Consider the following 16528-nt stretch of genomic DNA (forward strand, 5'->3'; position numbering starts at 1 on the left):
AGTAGAAAGGACGATGATTAGGAGGTCAAAAGTACCGATAGAGAGAACGGAGCCAAAAAGGTAGCCGGTTAAATTGGTGGAGTAAAAATTTTGAGAACTGATTAAAGCTATCCCCAAAGCCATGGAGGTTGAAAATAGAATACCAATGGCCGTATCTAGGCTTACTTTGGCTTTTTCGTGCAATAAACCGATAAACATGGCTAACCCAATCGTATAAATATTTCCGGCGATATATAAATTCCACCCAAGCAGGTAACCTATTGCCAGCCCTGCCAATGAGCCATGGGCCAAGCCTTCGCCAATAAAAGCCAAGCGCCTTAGGATCACAAATGTTCCCACAACCGCGGTAAGGACCGCTACTGCCACCGTTCCAATTAAGGCCCGCTGCATGAAAGCAAATTGTAAGGGATCAGTTATTAGATGCATTGCGGATAATTCCTCCCAACTGGCTTCCCATAAAAGTGCGTTCAAGAATATCGGGAACTAAGACTTCATCAGGCCGTCCAAAGGCGATTACAGTTTGGTTTAAGCAAAGGATCAAATCAAAATGATGGTACTTAAGTGCCGTTAAATCGTGAGTCGTGGTAAGAATAGTGATTCCCTCACCATGCAAATCCTCAATGAGGCGAAAAATGCTTTGCTGGGAAGGGATATCCAAGCCTGTAGCCGGCTCGTCTAAGAGAAGAATTCTTGATTCGGTAGCCAGTGCTCTGGCAATCAAGACTCTTTGCTGTTGCCCCCCGGAAAGCTGGCCGATCGGGCGATCCTTTAAGTTGAGCATATTGACTTTGCGTAAGGCTTGCTGGACAATACGGTGATCCTCTGCTCCGGGGCGTTTTAACCAACCGAGGGGTCCGGTACGGCCTAAAAGCACAACTTCATAGACAGAGATCGGAAAATCTTTATCCATGGACTTTAGTTGGGGCACATAACCCAATTGGATTTTACGGCGCCATTCTTGGGTAGGGGGATTGCCCAAAATTTTGATACTTCCCTTGGTGCCACGGTTTAAGCCGACGATACTTTTCAAAAGAGTTGATTTCCCGGAACCATTAGGGCCAATAATCCCAATACAAGCACCATTAGGAATCTGCAGGTTGATATCCCACAGAATATCCCGCTGAGGGAGAGCAAAGGAAAACGAATCAAATTCAATGGCATATGGCCGGCAGGTTCGGTTGGGATGCATAACTTAACCTTCTTCCTAATGAACAGAAGTAATAAAATCATTTAAGTGCTTTAACAAAGGCCTTGGTATTGTGTTTCATAATATCAATATAACTATCCGTCTCAGGGGTATTCCCTAGGGTATCGTTGTATAAGTCGTCGACAATTTTAACTCCCGTTTCTCCGGCCAGTTGCTGGATGGGCTTAGCATTAAACCCTGCCTCACCAAAGATTGCTTTAACGCTATGTTCTTTGATCGCTTTTATGAGCTGGGCATAATCCTTCGCAGAAGGCTCAGCTTCCTCTCCGTAAACGATGGGCCTAATTACGGTAAGGCCATAGCGTTCCGTAAAATAGGGCCAAGCGTTATGGTAAGTTATAATATTGCGGTTTGCTTCGGGAATTGTGTTAATTTGCTCTAGAATCCATTGATCCAAGGTTTCAAGCTCTTGAAGATAGTTTTCAGCATTGGCGGTAAAGATTTCTTTATCCTCCGGGTAAGTTTCGATAAGGACATCCTTGATCTTTTCTACATATGCTTGGGTGTTTTTCACATTTAACCAAAGATGAGGATTTCCTTGAGCATGCTCATGTCCATCCCCTGAAAAGTGGGTTTCTTCCCCTTGGTGGGAGCCTTGTGCCCCTAATATTTCTAATCCGTCGGAAAGAATCACTGTCCGAAGGTTAGAATTTTGCGAGTTCTTAACCAGTTTTTCAAGGTAGGTTTCTTGTCCAAGGCCGTTGGCAAAAAAGATCCTGGCTGTGGATACCTGGCGAATTGCATTCGGGGCCGGTTCGTAGGTGTGGGGATCACTACCCGTAGGAACCAAGCTAATCACTTGAATTTGCTCACCGCCGACTTGCTTAATAATATCAGCCAAAGGGGATATACTGGTAATTACTACTTTTTGATTAAATTTACTGACCGGTTGCTCACCTGAACAGCCGAATAGAAAGAAAGCAAGGGGTATCAAAGTTATAAACAGTAAATGTTTGGGATTTATTAATAAACGCATAGGTCCTCCTTATTGATACATTGTTTCAATAAGAAAGTTTAGTACAGAAAAGAATAAATGTCAAATTTTCCTTTTTAAATTGGTCTTAAGCGTGGTAAACGAGGTGGAAAATGGTTATAATCAGGAGAGAACTGATTTAGGAGGATGCGCAGTGAACGAACAAGACTTAAATGGTAAAAAACCCGTCGTAACTATCGAAATGGAAAATGGCAATCAAATTGAGGTTGAGCTTTATCCTGAGGTCGCACCGGAAACAGTGCGGAATTTCATTTCCTTAGTAGAGAAAGGTTTTTATGATGGGATTATCTTCCATAGAGTAATTCCCGGCTTTATGATTCAGGGCGGAGATCCCCAAGGAAATGGTACCGGCGGCTGTGGTTATAGTATTAAAGGAGAATTTACCGCTAACGGTTTCCGCAATGATCTCCAACATGAAAGAGGAGTCATTTCCATGGCCCGCACTGCCAATCCCAATTCTGCCGGCTCGCAATTCTTCCTTATGCATGCCGATTCTCCTCACTTAGATGGTCAGTATGCTTCCTTTGGCCGGGTTATTAAAGGGATCGAAGAAGTGGATCGTATTGCTAATGTCAAGCGGGATTATCGGGACAAACCCGTCGAAGATCAACGGATGAAGAAGGTCACTGTTGAATATATCTAAATCCCTGCCCGGAAAAAAGATCCTTCGCACGCTCAGGCTGACACGCGGTATGGCCAAGGTCATACAGAAACATAAGTAACCAAAAAGAGAGGGTTTACCCCCTCTTTTTCATTCTACCGAGGGGGGAGGATTATGATTTGGCTCTCATCTGAATTTAACCAAATGGCAGAAAACTACCTAAGAAGCTATTCTCCAGTCACTGCCCCTTTTTCCACATTGATTTACGGACCGGCCGGGGTTGGCAAAACTACTCTTTTGCATGCTTGCTGCCAGCGTTTAAAAGTTCAACACTCTATTGAATATTTGGATGCTAAAATTTTTATAAGGAATTATGCGCTGGGGGCACAGGAGGGAACCCTGCACCTTTTTCGGCGGCGGATACGTTCCAGATCCATATTAATCCTAGATCATCTGGAAGCCTTCGCGGGAAAACCCCTTAGCATCGAAGAGTTGCACCATACCTATGAGGCACTTTTCGCTAAGGAGAGCAAACTTATCTGTAGTTTTCGCGGCGAGCTTTCTCAATTGGACTTTCTTGGTGAAAAACTCTCTTCGCGGTTGTTAGGTGGGTTAACCCTGCCGATATTGCCCCCTAGCCAAAGCGAGATTTTAAGATATCTGGAGGGAGACTCCCGGACTAAATATTTAATTCTTGAAGATAAGGTTCTTGAAAGAATGGCAGCGGAAACGGTTAATTTTACTCAGGCCCAAAGCTTATTAAAGGACTTTGTACTATATGCAAATAAGCAAGGAGAGGCCTTAGACCATCAAACTCTGACTTCCTATCTTGTCGAGCGAAAAAGAAAAGAGCGGCAACGGGTTGCTCCCGAAAATATAATTCAAAAAGCCGGGGAGTTAACCGGTATAGATCCTCAAGATATTTTTGGTACCCTTAGAACAGCAAGCGTAAGCGAGGCTCGTCAGGTGGCAATTTATGCTATACGCACTCTTTGTCGGCTTTCTTATCCGGAGATTGGGCGAATTTTGAACAGGTCCCATAGCAGTATCATCAAATCCTGTCGGCAAATGGAAAAGTCTTTAGGCGAGAACCAGAAGGTAAAAGAAATCCTGGAGGATCTATTCAGGTATTTTAATTATCATTCTTGAAAAGTTTGGAAAAGGGGGGCTAATGGAATGATTAAGGAGGTAAAAAATGTAGCTGTTTTAACCAGTGGTGGTGACGCTCCGGGTATGAATGCGGCTATTCGGGCAGTGGTTCGTAAAAGTATATATCATGGGTTTAAGATCTTTGGTATCCGTAAGGGGTATGAAGGGCTCATTCATGGAGAGTTTATAGAAATGAGCCTGGGTACTGTAGCCGATATTATTCATCGTGGCGGAACCATGTTGATGACTGCCCGCTCTGAAGAAATGATGACGACCGAGGGACAGAAGAACGCCGCGGCACAATTGCGTTATCGCGGGATTGATGCCTTAATTGTTATCGGCGGGGATGGTTCCTTTCGGGGGTCCCAAACTCTTTCGGCTCAGGGGATATCGATTGTGGGAATTCCGGCCACTATTGATAATGATATTGCCGGTACGGATTTAACTATTGGCTATGATACGGCTGTCAATACTGTGGTTGAAGCGGTGAGCAAAATCCGTGACACCGCTACCTCTCATGATCGTACCTTCCTCGTAGAAGTGATGGGACGGGATTGCGGTAATATTGCTCTTCAATCCGGTGTGGCCTGCGGGGCAGAATCTATTATCATACCGGAGATACAGCCGGATATTGACGAGATCGTGGTTAAGTTAGAAAGAGGACACCAGCGGGGTAAACACCATAGTATTATTATGGTTGCCGAGGGGGGAGGCAGTGCTTATAAGCTTGGCGAAGAGCTGCGACGGCGGACCGGGTTTGAGACGCGGGTGACTATTTTAGGCCATATCCAAAGAGGGGGGAGCCCCAGCGCAGCGGATGTAGTCTTGGCCTCCCAGATGGGCGGTAAAGCGGTTGAAATTCTCTGTGCGGGAGAAAGTGATCGAATGGCAGCTTGTGTTGGTCATGAGGTTGTCTCCTTACCTTTGGCGACAGCTTATGGAGACCCCAAGCCTTTTAATAAAGCCCTTTATGATTTAGCCAACCAATTAGCGATTTAATGTTACCACCATGAAGGAAAAATTGCCTAAGAGGTCGAATTCTTGCCCTCGAGGTGATCTGCGTGGAACAGGTATTTGCATTGGATATTGGGACCCGTTTGGTTATGGGTCTCATTATGGAAAAAACTTCAGAGGGTTATCATATTGTTGCCAGAGCACAAACGGAGCATCGCCAGCGGGCTATGTATGATGGGCAGATCCATGACATAGAGGCAGTGGTTGAAGCGGTGCAATGGGTTAAGAAAGAGCTTGAGGAGAAGATCAAGAGTCCCTTGCGCTATGTTTCGGTAGCGGCTGCGGGAAGGGCCCTTAAGACTGCTGTAGCCGAGGCCCAAAAAACCGAACTCTTTCCCATTGTCTGGGAAAGAGAGGATGTTTTTGCTCTGGAAATGGAAGCTATTCAACAGGCCTTAAGAGATATTCAAAAAGAAGAGGATGAGATTCCTTACCATTGTGTGGGATATAGTACCATTGAATCTTTACTGGAGGGACAAAATTTGTCCAGCCTGGTGGGCCAAAGGGGTAAAGAAGCTAAGGTTAAAGTGATTGCCACCTTCTTGCCCAGGACGGTTATTGATGGGTTAACAGGGGTGATTTCCCGGGTCGGCCTGGAAATGAGGGAATTAACCCTTGAACCCATTGCAGCCGGAAGAGCGGCGATCCCACCGGATATGCGGCGCATGAATCTGGCTTTGGTAGATGTTGGGGCGGGAACATCGGATATTGCCATAACCAAGAACGGAAGTTTTTTCGCCTATGGCATGGTGCCCATGGCTGGGGACGAAATCACCGACCACATCTGTCAATATTTTTTGGTGGATTTTCAAACGGGAGAAAAGATAAAACGCAGTTTAAGGACGAAGTCCAAAGCGACCTTTACGGATTTCCTAGGGATGAAAGTCAGTATTGACAAAGAAGAAGTTCTTGAACAAATACGCCCGGTGGTCATTGAATTAGCCCAAAAAGTAGCGGAAGAAATTCTTCGGCTGAACCAGGGCAATCCTCACGCAGTCATTCTTATTGGTGGCGGCAGCCTGACACCTTTACTAACGGAAGCGCTTGCCGAGGTACTGGGGTTACCGCAAAACCGAGTAGGCATCCAGGTTCGGGAGCGGCTGCAAAGTGTACTTGGGGAGAAAACTCTTAAGGGACCGGATGCAATTACACCTATAGGTATTGGTATCTCGACTATTGAAGGGGAAGGTCTACAATATTTTACTGTTTATGTAAACCAAACCCCGGTACAAATATTCGAGCTTCAATTAGCTACAGTGTCGGATGCGCTGCTGGCTTCCGGAATAACCCCGCGTCTCCTGGTGGGCAGACCTGGGGCGGCCTTGACCTTTGAACTCAATGGGGAAATGCAAATAATTAAAGGACAATTCGGTAAACCGGCGCTCTTTTTTCTCAATGAAAAAGAAGTTAAATTGGATCATGAGCTTAAAGCCGGTGATAAGATACGATTCATTCCTGCCGAAGCCGGACGGGAAGCACGGGTAACCTTTGCCGAACTGATTACGGCGGAGCCGGTGAAAAATGTCAGGGTTAATGGAGAACCGGTGGCCTTTTCTTCCTTGATCTATTGCAACGGCCTGAAAGTGGCAAGAGAGGATTGGGTCGCTGACGGCAGTAAAATTGTCGTCTTCCCCAACCGAAGTGTCGGAGATTTGCTGGGGTTTTTAGAGAATAAGATCTATAACTTGCCGGAGATTCGGTTTAAAGTTAATGGTGAGGAACAGATTCTAGCGGTGCAAAGGGAGATTTTTGTAAATAAACAGCTAGTTGCTCTTGATCATAATCTCCAAGATGGGGACGAAGTGATAATCGATGTGAAAGAAATCTATATTAAGGACTTGGGTTTGAGCCCCCGGCCGATAGTCTTTTATGTTAACGGTAAAGAGATTGAATATCCTCCCCAAATCTGCCGAATTACTTCTCGGGGCAAAATCCTAGCCGGTGAAGATCGGGTGGAAGATGGCATGGAACTACTTGTAGAGGGTTATGATACGATGCCGTTACTTTCTGAATTACTTCCATATGTCGATATTCCGCAAGGTATACCCACTAATGCCCGTCTTGCTATGAAAAGGAATAACCAAGAAGCCGGGTTTACCACACCTCTCATACCGGGTGACCGGATCGAGATTCACTGGGAAAAGGTAGTTTCCGGCTAAAAAACGCAAAAAAAACCCCCACCAAGATCTTGGATGGGGAATGGGCTATTGCCCGGGTGGAAAAGGGTAGAGGAGTGTTTGAACTTAGTATAGGTTAGGGCAAATTTTTTGTCAGCAAAAAATCCTTCAATGGTATATAATTATAGGTGAATGGTTGTTTTTGTTCTCTTGACATTCTGAGTTGAGAACATACAATAATAGTGGAGGTGTCATAATATGTTATTACAATGGCTTATGGGTATTCTTGCTCTTGGTGCCCTTATTATTTTCTTACTTTCCGACAGATGGACCAGTAAATCAAAACATTCCAGTTATTATGAAAATGCGAAAAAACCCACCGGTAAAGAACCACGTCTTGCTCATCTCCCTGATACATCCTCACATGATAAGTTCTTTTCTAAATTAAATGCTCGTTAAGACGAGTCGGTGCCAATGTTAGAAGGCTTGGTGAAAAAATCACCAAGCCTTTTGACTTACAATTTTTTTAATTCTCCGGGAAGTTTTTCATATTGACAGAAAGCGGATTCCTCAAGGGTGAGGATATATTGAACAGTTTCCAACAGTTTGTTTTGTCTTGCCCTGGGGCTTAAATCCTGATTCTTTAGGGCAGCTAGATGTTCAAGAACTTCTGGGAAAACTGTAAACTGGTGGATTTCTTGGCTGCCTGTAAAATGGAATTGATAAATATGTTGCTTGGTTTCTTCGATTATGAGGGCACGCCGTCCGACGGTTGCTTTATTTAGCACTTGCAGGGCATCGATAGCACAGGAAAGAGTAAAGGCTTTAACAAGACATTCCGAGTCTGGAGCAGGTCTGATTCCCATATTCCGTTGGGCCATTTGGGCAATTCGATAGCCAAGGGCAATACCGGGACAGGTATGGCCGTGGAAATCGATTACCAATTCCCAGGGGGTTTTTTCAACGCACATAAATATTCCCTCCCATACTTACTTTTACTTTATTCTAACCCTATTGGGAGGGAATTGAAAGAAAATAATCGATATTTTACTCCTACTAACCTCTAACCACAACCCCGATAATCCCACCGATTGCTCCCGCGGTCAGAACAATGATGGATTTTTCCCCGATACTTAGCCAGGCAGGTGACCCAGGGCTTAATACTGTAAATATCAGCAGCAGCAATAAGATAAACCCGGTCCCAATCCCAATCCCATAAAAAAGACCTTTCATGCCGGCGCGATAGGCAGTTATAACCGCTGCAATAAAGACGCTGCCCCCGACAATGATATTAAGGGCTAAATTGGATTCCTGAAGGGGAGTAAAGGTAAGTAGCAGACCTAGAAGCAGGGAAAATAATAGGGCAATACCGACGGCAATCACTACACCTTTAACGACTAAACCAATGTGAAAGGATTTGGGCATTTTTCATACCTCCTTTAACTAATAGAATCTATGCGTGGGGAAGAGGGAGTATGCGGCCTGTTTCCCTTGTTTTCAGTTTTAAATTAAAGCATAATTGGTTGAAAATTGGCAGTTTGTGCTATAATAAAGTTACAGAGAAATATTTTGGTTGTAGTTGTGGGTTTTGGTAGGAGGTTGAAAGATGAAAAAATTAGTCCCGGACTTTTTCCGGATGAAAGAGAATAAGGAAAAGATAACAATGTTGACGTCTTATGATTATCCAACGGCGCGCTGGGTGGAAGAAGCAGGCATCGAGATGATTTTAGTTGGAGATTCCTTAGGAATGGTGGTTTTGGGTTATGATTCAACGCTTCCTGTGACCGTGGAGGATATGATCCACCACACTAAAGCAGTTCGCCGGGGTGCCCCCAATACTTTTGTTGTCGCAGACCTGCCTTTTATGAGTTACCCAAATATTGATCTTGCTCTTCATAACGCCGGGCGGCTGATTCAAGAGGGAGGAGCCGATGCGGTAAAGTTAGAAGGGGGAGAGTATTTTGCCCCTTTAGTTAAAGCCTTAGTTCAAGCCGGCATACCTGTTGTCGGTCATATCGGCCTTACTCCGCAAACTGCTACCCAGCTAGGTGGATTTAAGGTACAAGGAAAAAGTCTCGAAAGTGCGAAAAGATTAATCCAGGATGCACATGCTTTGGCTGAAGCAGGAATAATGGCCTTAACCCTGGAGGCAATCCCTGCGGAGCTAGCCAAGCGGATTAGTGAAGAGATCAATGCACCTACTATCGGCATCGGGGCGGGACAAGGCTGTGACGGACAGGTTTTGGTCATTCATGACATGCTGGGAATGTTTGATCGCTTTAAGCCGAAGTTTGTTAAACAATATGGGGATATTAAATCCCAGGCTGTGACAGGAATTAAGACCTATATCGATGAAGTTAAAAATGGACAATTTCCCGATGATAAATTACATACCTTTGCTATTGCGGAAGAAATTATCGGTAAACTATACGGAGATTAAAAAATTAAAAAAAGTTGCATTATAATTGGATTTTTTGGAAAAGAAGCTTATAATTAGGTGAGAATATACCGGTTTACCCGGCAGGGGAGATGGTTTCTTGGCCTTAAGAGATAATACCAGCCAAAGATTTAAGGATTTTTTCGAGAAACATTCAAAACGCAGTGACGGAAAAGAATTTGAATTATCCTATTCAGAAATTCAGAGGGATACAGGAGCTGCTAATAGCACCATGAAACGTGCTATTGAGTCTTTAACAGCTGAAGGATGGCTAGAGGTTAAGCCTGGCCGTAATACACGCTACGGTGTATTCAAGTTGCCGGCAGGTAAACTTATGGAGCCGGAACCTTCTCAGGGCCTTAACGATGAGCCCCAGGGCCTTGATCTGCCGGAATCGGCGCCAAATGAAAAAGATGCAATGTCAAAGCTCCTTGAATTGGAGCATCTTATCGATGGACTAAGGCGGAGAATCCGTACCCAAGAAATGACCATAGCTCTACTCCAGGATCGTTTGGCAGAAATCGAAGACAAACTTTATCGCAAATAAAATTTCCAACTGTTTCATGATGTTTTTTAAAGCTTAAGTGATATAATGAATATAAATCCTGCGTTGTTCGTAGAATATCTTTGGTTTTGATCCTATTTATGACAAGGGAACTTATGTGGTGGATTTTGTACATCAGGCCTTCCTGAAAGGAAGATGGAGAAATTCATCCAGGTGCCCACCTGCGAGAGCGGGGTCAGAAACCTGGAGTTTTACGGCAAGGCGGGGATGGTAGGGAATTTCCCTACCATTGTTTTTATCTTTTCTTCTTATAATTTATATAAATTAAAAAATTCATTTGAGGATAAAATATGATAAAAATAATTTTTACGCGCCATGGCGAGACCCTCTGGAATATTGAAGGACGTGTTCAAGGCGCTTTGGATTCACCCCTCACGGAAAAGGGCGTTCTGCAGGCCCGCAGACTTGGCCGGCGATTGCAGAAGGAAGGTATCACGAGAATTTTCGCTAGTGATCTGCCTAGGGCTTTGGTTACAGCGGATGAAATTCGCCGGGAGCTTGGCTTAGCTGAAATTATTCAACATCCTGCGTTGCGGGAATTGTCCTTTGGGGAATGGGAAGGAAGAAATTGGTGGGATTTACGCAAACTTTATCCCGATCTTTTCGAGATATGGGATACCGGCCCTCACCAAGTTCAGATCCCCGGAGGGGAAAGCATGTGGGAAGTTAGTGAACGTGCTTGGAAGTTTGTTCAGGAGTTGCCACGGTTCTATGACGGAGAAACCCTCTGCGTAGTTACCCATGGGATGACTCTCCAGTTAATCGTGAAGAAAGCCTTAGGAATACCGATAGAGCAGTGGGAAGGTGTACCCTGGCAGCATAACACGGCAGTAAATATCTTTGAGTTTTATGAAGATGGTCAAATAAAACCAATTCTAATTGCTGATCATAATCATCTGGATCAAGAAATAAAGTCGGCCAGTGGTTTTACCGATAAAAAAGGCTAGAGTAGTTTTTACTCTAGCCTTGTTTATCCACTGCGAGGATAAGTCAACTAACCTTCAGATGGAGTTAAAACTCCACCTGAAGCAAGTTTCCTATATTGTTTATGGTTTAGGTTTCTCGACAGGCGGAACGGTGGAGCTCTTTAGCCAGTCCTGGTCAAACCGGCGGATCAATTCCTGGCTGGCGGTAGGTGAGGGGACAGTAATGGAGGCCTCATGATTCATAACGAAAGATTTGTACCCCCAACCGGAACTGCTGAGCATAAAGGTTTTTTGGTCGAAAATTGCCAGATTTTGATTTAAGGGAGGATTGGAGCCGGAATTATAGTAGCGGATCTGCACACCGGCCTTTTTCAAGCTTTCCAGTGTACCAGGCCAACTGCCGGGCATGATTTTTGAGTCAACGATGAGCTTCACATCCAATCCTTTGCCGGCAGCTTCAATAAAAGCTTGGACTGTTTCGTCATCAGTTACATGGGAAACAATAGCCCAGATACTTTGCTCACTGCTTTTAATGGATTCGATTAGCTGTTTTTTAACATTGGCATTGGCAGCAGGAATAATATTATCTTCCTCTAGTTCGGTGCTTTTGGGGATGTCCAGAGAAAGAGTAGTGGTAAAGATCCAATCCCGATTGAAGACATTAGCCAGTATCCAAACAGAGCGTCCGGTTAAGTTAACTGTTAAATTATGGGAAGAGAATCCGTCGCTGGTCCAGGGATAGGAATAGAACAGGGCTTCCTTTAAGTCAACAATTAGGAATTTTACTTCATTTGTTTGACCTTTCTGCGCAGGGTAGTACTGGACGGATATATTATTACTTTTCAATTCATTTAAGGTAGCTTTATTCGGAGTCTCAAATTGGTCAAGTAAAATACGGATTTCTACACCCTCGGCAGCTTTTTTAATAATCAGATCTTTGATAGTTTGATCGGAAAAAATCTTTTGCTCTATGTAGATAGATTTCTGGGCAGAGTTAATTAACTCGGTGGTTTTGGCGTGGGCGGCTTTACCATCAAAGATCAGGGCGGTTGCCGGTAGATTGGAAATGGGGGCTTCTTCCTTTTTAACAAACAGGCTCTTAATATCAATCGAGCATCCTGTAAGGAAAAGGCAAAGGATCAATATCAGTGGTAACAACCGTTTCCTCATAGCTCTTCTACTCCTATGTTAATATTTTTGATAAAGATACGTCCTTATTCCTGCCGTATCTTTATCATTATAACATAAAGACTGTTCTGTAAAAAATCTCAAAGGTATAGATTTTCCCTTTTTCACATAGACATTCTAAAGCACAGAAATGTAAAGGGGCAGGATCTTGATGAGAAAAAGAAGATTTCTCGTGTTAGTTATTGTCCTGTTTGTATTTTGTTCTTTAACCTTGCCACAAGAAAAAATGACTCCCTTGAGTCAATATAGTACCCCGGCTGCAGGGAATATCATGGCGGAATTTTCGGCGGATAAGGCTTATGAGCATATTCTGCATTTATCGGAAAAAATCGGCCCCCGGCCGGCCGGAAGTAAAAATGAGCGGAAGGCGGCTCAATATTTATATTACATATTGGAACAAAGTGGCTGGAAGGTGCGGGAGCAGCCCTTCAGCAAAATTGTCGTTAATCCCAATCCCCTCAAGCCGGATAATAAAGTCCAGGTGATTAGCAGTCAAAACGTTATTGCCGAATTACCTGGCAGGCAACCGGAAACCATCCTCTTGGGAGCACATTATGATAGTGCCGGTATTGCTGCGCCTGGGGCTATAGATAATGCTTCAGGGGTGGGGGTATTGCTGGAAATCGCTAGAATTCTCGGCCAACAAAAGCATGATAAGAGCTATCAAATCGTCTTCTTTGGAGCGGAAGAGAATGGTCTGGTTGGCTCCAGTTATTTTGCTGCTCAAAGTGATTTATCCGCCGTTCAATGGATGTTGAATTTAGATATGGTAGGTACACCCTTAGAAATTGATATTGCCGGGAAAAAATCTGCACCACCGGAATTGGTTGGCCAAGTGGTAAAAGTTGCCCGCCAAGAGGGGATTCCCTTTCATATGAGTCGGGATTCCGTTGTTATGACTCGGGACGGGTCCCAAGGTGGAAGCAGTGATTTCAGTCCCTTTCTGGACCAGGGGATTCCCGCCATTGGCATCGGGATTGCCGGTCGTGCCGAAGGTTATTATCATCGCCCGGAAGATCGCATTGAGCAGGTCACCATGCAAAATTTAGAGGCGGTTGGTCAATTTATACCGAAGCTGATTGACTCGATAGTGCTGACGGGAAGTGGACAAAGGACTTGGGATACTTATTATTTACCCTTCCAATTGGGCTCTTTTGTCTTAATTATTCCGACTCTTGCTCTGAGGATTTTCTTCATCCTTGCACTTTTTCTGACAGTCTACTTTATTGCCCGTTGCGTCCGTGGCAAAGATCCGCTTGGTAGGGGCAGTTTCCAAGAATACTTAATTATGGGTTTAGGGATTCCTTTGGTTAGCTTATTAGTTAGCTTTGTGAGTGGTACGGGTGAGCTTCTTTGGCGGTTGGTTAAGGGCAAGGAAATCCTCTGGCAGGCCTATCCGGCAAGCTTTTTAGCACTCCGAGTTATTCTTCTTGGCGGTGGAATGGTATTGGCTTGGGGAATCTTAAGGATAATTCCCAGACCGAAAGGCGGAAAGCTCTACTGGTTAGCAGGCACTGCCATGCTCGCTCTGCTTAGTATTATTTTAGGTCTCTATCGGATCGATTTAGCTTTCTCATTCCTTTTCTTGATATTATGCTTTAATCTACTGCTTTATATCGCAAGCTTTATCCTATTGGTAATTGGTCCTTGCTTTATTTATATAACCCATTGGGAATTGTTAAATTCCCAGCAATGGTCCAGCTTTTATGAGACAGTGCATGCTTATCCATTATTATTTGTGTTATTGTATGGGTTATTGTTTATACCGGTTATCCTTGGCGGCTTATTCATCCTTGAAGAAGGCAAGAGGCCCTGGGAAAAAATGATTAAAAGGCTGGAGCTTCCGGCACTGGTTGCTTGTACTTGTATCATTTTAGGGACGGGATTGCTTCCCAGTTATAATAAGGCCAATCCGCAGCCGGTCAGAGTCCAAAAAATTTGGACTGAAGCCGGGGAAGTAAAACTTGCTTTTGCCGGTTACGATACCCTTCCCCGAAATTTAATCAAGGAACTGGAATCACAGAGTACCCAAATCAGTGAAGATAAGAAAACCTTGGTGATGCAAATTCCCCCTGAAAAAGCACCCTTACAAGCTAAAGTAACCGTCACAGATACAGGTGAACGGCTCTTGAATTTCAATATGTCAATGAAATATGGCCGCGACCCATATTTAGTAAGGATAAAATTAGCAAGTGAAAAGCCTTTTGCCATACGTCAGATGGACGATTTTGTACCGATGGCGAAGCTCCCGCGTAAAGTGACCCTTGAAGGAAAAGAGCAGGGAGGTATTTATTCTCTAACTTTGGAACGGACACCGCCTCATCAAGGCACAATCCAGTGGAAAGTTAAGGCTGATGGAACAATCAAATGCAGTATCGAAGTGGTTTTTCCCGATCAATCTCCGCGCTACCTGATCAAAATACCTCAGGTTTCGCCAAATTATGAAGAAGTATACCAAGACGTTTTTGAATTTTGAGTGGGAAATTTCGTCAGCATAGATTGCTTAAGTCATGAAAGAATAATAGGTGAGGAGGTTGATTTTGATGTACAAAAAAATAGCTGTCGAAGACGGCCTCACCAATGTGGTTCAAGAGTTACATACGGCCGGGTTTCACACCATGCCGCTGGAAGACGAACCATTAAGAAATATAAGTGCAATCGTTGTTAAAGGCGATGGGACGGACATTTTAGCTGAGGAAGCAAGGCTTCATGTTCCGGTAATTCATGCCTCGGGCCGGAGCGCGGAGGAAATTGTCGAAATCCTCAGGGATAGGCTATCTTAAAAGCTGAATGTCTGCGAAAGTATCAGAAAGACTGGATGGAATTAACTCCAGTCTTTCCCCCTGTGGCTGCAAAATATTTTTTTATTATAACCGGAAAGCATTCCATGGTTACTTTTCAATTTTTTGGTTTTGCTCTATAATCTAGGGAGAATTAGTGATGGGGGTAAGACCGTGGAAGGGAAAAAAGAAGAGCATGGTGAAGTCTACAGCAAAATATGTGAGCTTTTACGTCATCATTCCTACAAATTGACCCCGCAAAGGCAAATTATCCTTAAAGCCTTTTTAGAGCATGGGGATCAACATTTGAGTGCGGAAGAAACCTTTATGATGGTTAAACACGATAATCCTGATATCGGTTTAGCTACAGTATATCGTACTTTGGATTTATTGGCAGATTTAGGAATCCTCCATCGCAATGATTTTGGAGACGGTCGCAGCCGTTATGAAGTTAACCAACAAACGAACCATCACCACCACCACTTGATATGCATCAAATGTGGCAAGGTCTTAGGATTTGATGATGATCACCTTGAGTCCATTGAAACAGAAATAGCAAACCGCTACGGCTACCGTGTTATTGACAACGATCTGAAATTTTACGGCTATTGTGAAAAATGCAAGACTACGGTAGACTAAGGCATTTCTTGACTAATATCCGCAATTCTTACCATAACATTCTTGACTCCGGTTGAATGGGAAAGATTCAAAGCGGGATTTGGCGGACGATTTTTGGAATACATTAGAGGGAAAATATTCCAGCTCCTCGAAATATACCCAAAACAGGGTAAAGGAGCGACGCCTATGTTTCCTCTCACTACGGAGAAGAAAGCGATTAGAGAATATTCATGGCTATCACGCTTGGTTAATTCTTCTTGGGTATTAGTAGGTAAAGAAACCAAATCCTTGGAGTATTGTCTTGAACTTTTACAACAGGATTCGGACAAGCCCTTACTCGAAACGGTAAGGCAGGTTATGGACTATCAGGCTTACCAAGAAGCTCGTGATTATTTAGAAGGAATCTGGGGAAGATATCCCGGTAAAGAAAGCGAGATTCAATATTTAATGGCCCGCTGTTACTTGGGTCAGGGGCTAATTCAAGAGGCCCTGGTTTGTATTAATAAAGCCTTAAGTACTGAACCGGAAAAAGTTGAATACCTGGAGCTGCAAGCCGATTGTCTTTTGGAAAAAGGCGATTGGCAGGGCGCTGTAGATTGTCTTAATCAAGCTATACGCACTAATCCTAAAAAAGTGGATAATATTTACCGATCAGGTACAATATATTCTTATCACGGTGAACATGAGGAAGCCTTACGCTGCTTCCAAGGCTGTTGTGAACTTAAGCCCCATAATGCACTTTATTGGGAAATGAAGGGTGAGACTCATCTCCAGCTTGATCAGCCTTCCCAAGCCATCAATAGTTTTGAAAAATCCTTGCGTAATTGCTTTAATCCTGATCTTAAGGCTCGCTTAGCTTATTGTTATGTACAAATCAAAGAACATAAAAAAGGTATTCGCTTATATCGTCAAGTCTTAAAGTATGATCCTAG

The 16528-nt window shown here is 43.9% G+C and carries 18 protein-coding genes and 1 other RNA gene; 13 read left to right on the forward strand and 6 right to left on the reverse strand.

Translation table 11 applies throughout. The features are described 5' to 3' along the window. The 3 genes from AC1U9U_RS10415 to AC1U9U_RS10425 all read right to left on the reverse strand — a co-directional run. The coding region (locus tag AC1U9U_RS10415; RefSeq protein ID WP_479960498.1) for a metal ABC transporter permease at nucleotides 1-426 on the reverse strand (426 nt) is incomplete at its 3' end. Next, a complete protein-coding gene (locus AC1U9U_RS10420; RefSeq protein WP_479960499.1) occupies nucleotides 410-1189 on the reverse strand; it encodes a metal ABC transporter ATP-binding protein in 780 nt (259 codons plus the stop codon). The genes AC1U9U_RS10415 and AC1U9U_RS10420, both read right to left, overlap by 17 nt. 37 nt (nucleotides 1190-1226) lie before the next feature. Further along, the gene (locus AC1U9U_RS10425) at nucleotides 1227-2183 is read right to left on the reverse strand and encodes a metal ABC transporter substrate-binding protein (protein WP_479960500.1); all 957 of its coding nucleotides are present in this window, start codon (nucleotides 2181-2183) and stop codon (nucleotides 1227-1229) included. Nucleotides 2184-2334: 151 nt separating this feature from the next. Here AC1U9U_RS10425 and AC1U9U_RS10430 point away from each other — a divergent pair, with 151 nt between their 5' ends. The 5 genes from AC1U9U_RS10430 to AC1U9U_RS10450 all read left to right on the forward strand — a co-directional run bounded on the left by AC1U9U_RS10430 (nucleotide 2335) and on the right by AC1U9U_RS10450 (nucleotide 7541). Then, nucleotides 2335-2844 carry a peptidylprolyl isomerase gene (locus AC1U9U_RS10430; protein ID WP_479960501.1) on the forward strand — a complete coding sequence of 170 codons (510 nt, stop codon included), beginning with the start codon at nucleotides 2335-2337 and terminating at the stop codon, nucleotides 2842-2844. A gap of 132 nt (nucleotides 2845-2976) precedes the next feature. Continuing rightward, complete coding sequence (locus AC1U9U_RS10435; protein ID WP_479960502.1) at nucleotides 2977-3951, forward strand: DnaA/Hda family protein; 975 nt, start codon at nucleotides 2977-2979, stop codon at nucleotides 3949-3951. A 27-nt stretch (nucleotides 3952-3978) separates the two neighbouring features. Next, the gene (pfkA, locus tag AC1U9U_RS10440) at nucleotides 3979-4950 is read left to right on the forward strand and encodes a 6-phosphofructokinase (protein WP_479960503.1); all 972 of its coding nucleotides are present in this window, start codon (nucleotides 3979-3981) and stop codon (nucleotides 4948-4950) included. Between the two features lie 62 nt (nucleotides 4951-5012). After that, a complete protein-coding gene (locus AC1U9U_RS10445; RefSeq protein WP_479960504.1) occupies nucleotides 5013-7124 on the forward strand; it encodes a cell division FtsA domain-containing protein in 2112 nt (703 codons plus the stop codon). A gap of 216 nt (nucleotides 7125-7340) precedes the next feature. After that, nucleotides 7341-7541, forward strand: a complete 201-nt coding sequence (locus tag AC1U9U_RS10450; protein WP_479960505.1) for a hypothetical protein — start codon at nucleotides 7341-7343, stop codon at nucleotides 7539-7541. A 56-nt stretch (nucleotides 7542-7597) separates the two neighbouring features. Here AC1U9U_RS10450 and AC1U9U_RS10455 read toward each other — a convergent pair whose 3' ends face one another. Both AC1U9U_RS10455 and AC1U9U_RS10460 read right to left on the reverse strand, forming a co-directional pair. Beyond that, nucleotides 7598-8053: a formylmethanofuran dehydrogenase subunit E family protein gene (locus AC1U9U_RS10455; protein ID WP_479960506.1), complete on the reverse strand. Its 456-nt coding sequence runs from the start codon at nucleotides 8051-8053 to the stop codon at nucleotides 7598-7600. A gap of 85 nt (nucleotides 8054-8138) precedes the next feature. Continuing rightward, on the reverse strand, nucleotides 8139-8507 hold the full coding sequence (locus tag AC1U9U_RS10460; RefSeq protein WP_479960507.1) for a TIGR04086 family membrane protein: 369 nt from the start codon (nucleotides 8505-8507) through the stop codon (nucleotides 8139-8141). A gap of 181 nt (nucleotides 8508-8688) precedes the next feature. Here AC1U9U_RS10460 and panB point away from each other — a divergent pair, with 181 nt between their 5' ends. From panB to AC1U9U_RS10480, 4 genes are all read left to right on the forward strand, one after another. After that, nucleotides 8689-9522, forward strand: coding sequence for a 3-methyl-2-oxobutanoate hydroxymethyltransferase (panB, locus tag AC1U9U_RS10465; protein WP_479960508.1), 834 nt, complete (start codon nucleotides 8689-8691; stop codon nucleotides 9520-9522). Between the two features lie 97 nt (nucleotides 9523-9619). After that, nucleotides 9620-10066, forward strand: coding sequence for an IclR family transcriptional regulator (locus AC1U9U_RS10470; protein ID WP_479960509.1), 447 nt, complete (start codon nucleotides 9620-9622; stop codon nucleotides 10064-10066). Nucleotides 10067-10118: 52 nt separating this feature from the next. After that, a non-coding RNA gene (gene ssrS / locus AC1U9U_RS10475) (6S RNA) lies at nucleotides 10119-10296 on the forward strand. Nucleotides 10297-10374: 78 nt separating this feature from the next. Next, complete coding sequence (locus AC1U9U_RS10480) at nucleotides 10375-11031, forward strand: histidine phosphatase family protein (RefSeq protein ID WP_479960510.1); 657 nt, start codon at nucleotides 10375-10377, stop codon at nucleotides 11029-11031. A 99-nt stretch (nucleotides 11032-11130) separates the two neighbouring features. Here the strand turns inward: AC1U9U_RS10480 and AC1U9U_RS10485 are convergent, their stop codons facing one another. Beyond that, nucleotides 11131-12180, reverse strand: coding sequence for a phospholipase D-like domain-containing protein (locus AC1U9U_RS10485; RefSeq protein ID WP_479960511.1), 1050 nt, complete (start codon nucleotides 12178-12180; stop codon nucleotides 11131-11133). 169 nt (nucleotides 12181-12349) lie between these two features. Between AC1U9U_RS10485 and AC1U9U_RS10490 the strand changes: the two genes are divergently transcribed. From AC1U9U_RS10490 to AC1U9U_RS10505, 4 genes are all read left to right on the forward strand, one after another. Continuing rightward, complete coding sequence (locus tag AC1U9U_RS10490) at nucleotides 12350-14674, forward strand: M28 family metallopeptidase (RefSeq protein ID WP_479960512.1); 2325 nt, start codon at nucleotides 12350-12352, stop codon at nucleotides 14672-14674. Nucleotides 14675-14741: 67 nt separating this feature from the next. Then, nucleotides 14742-14981 (forward strand): YkuS family protein, encoded by a 240-nt coding sequence (locus AC1U9U_RS10495; RefSeq protein ID WP_479960513.1) that lies wholly within the window; start codon nucleotides 14742-14744, stop codon nucleotides 14979-14981. Between the two features lie 171 nt (nucleotides 14982-15152). Next, on the forward strand, nucleotides 15153-15617 hold the full coding sequence (locus tag AC1U9U_RS10500; RefSeq protein ID WP_479960514.1) for a Fur family transcriptional regulator: 465 nt from the start codon (nucleotides 15153-15155) through the stop codon (nucleotides 15615-15617). A gap of 165 nt (nucleotides 15618-15782) precedes the next feature. Next, the coding region (locus AC1U9U_RS10505) for a tetratricopeptide repeat protein (protein ID WP_479960515.1) at nucleotides 15783-16528 on the forward strand (746 nt) is incomplete at its 3' end.

This window comes from Desulfitobacterium sp. (assembly GCF_982384815.1).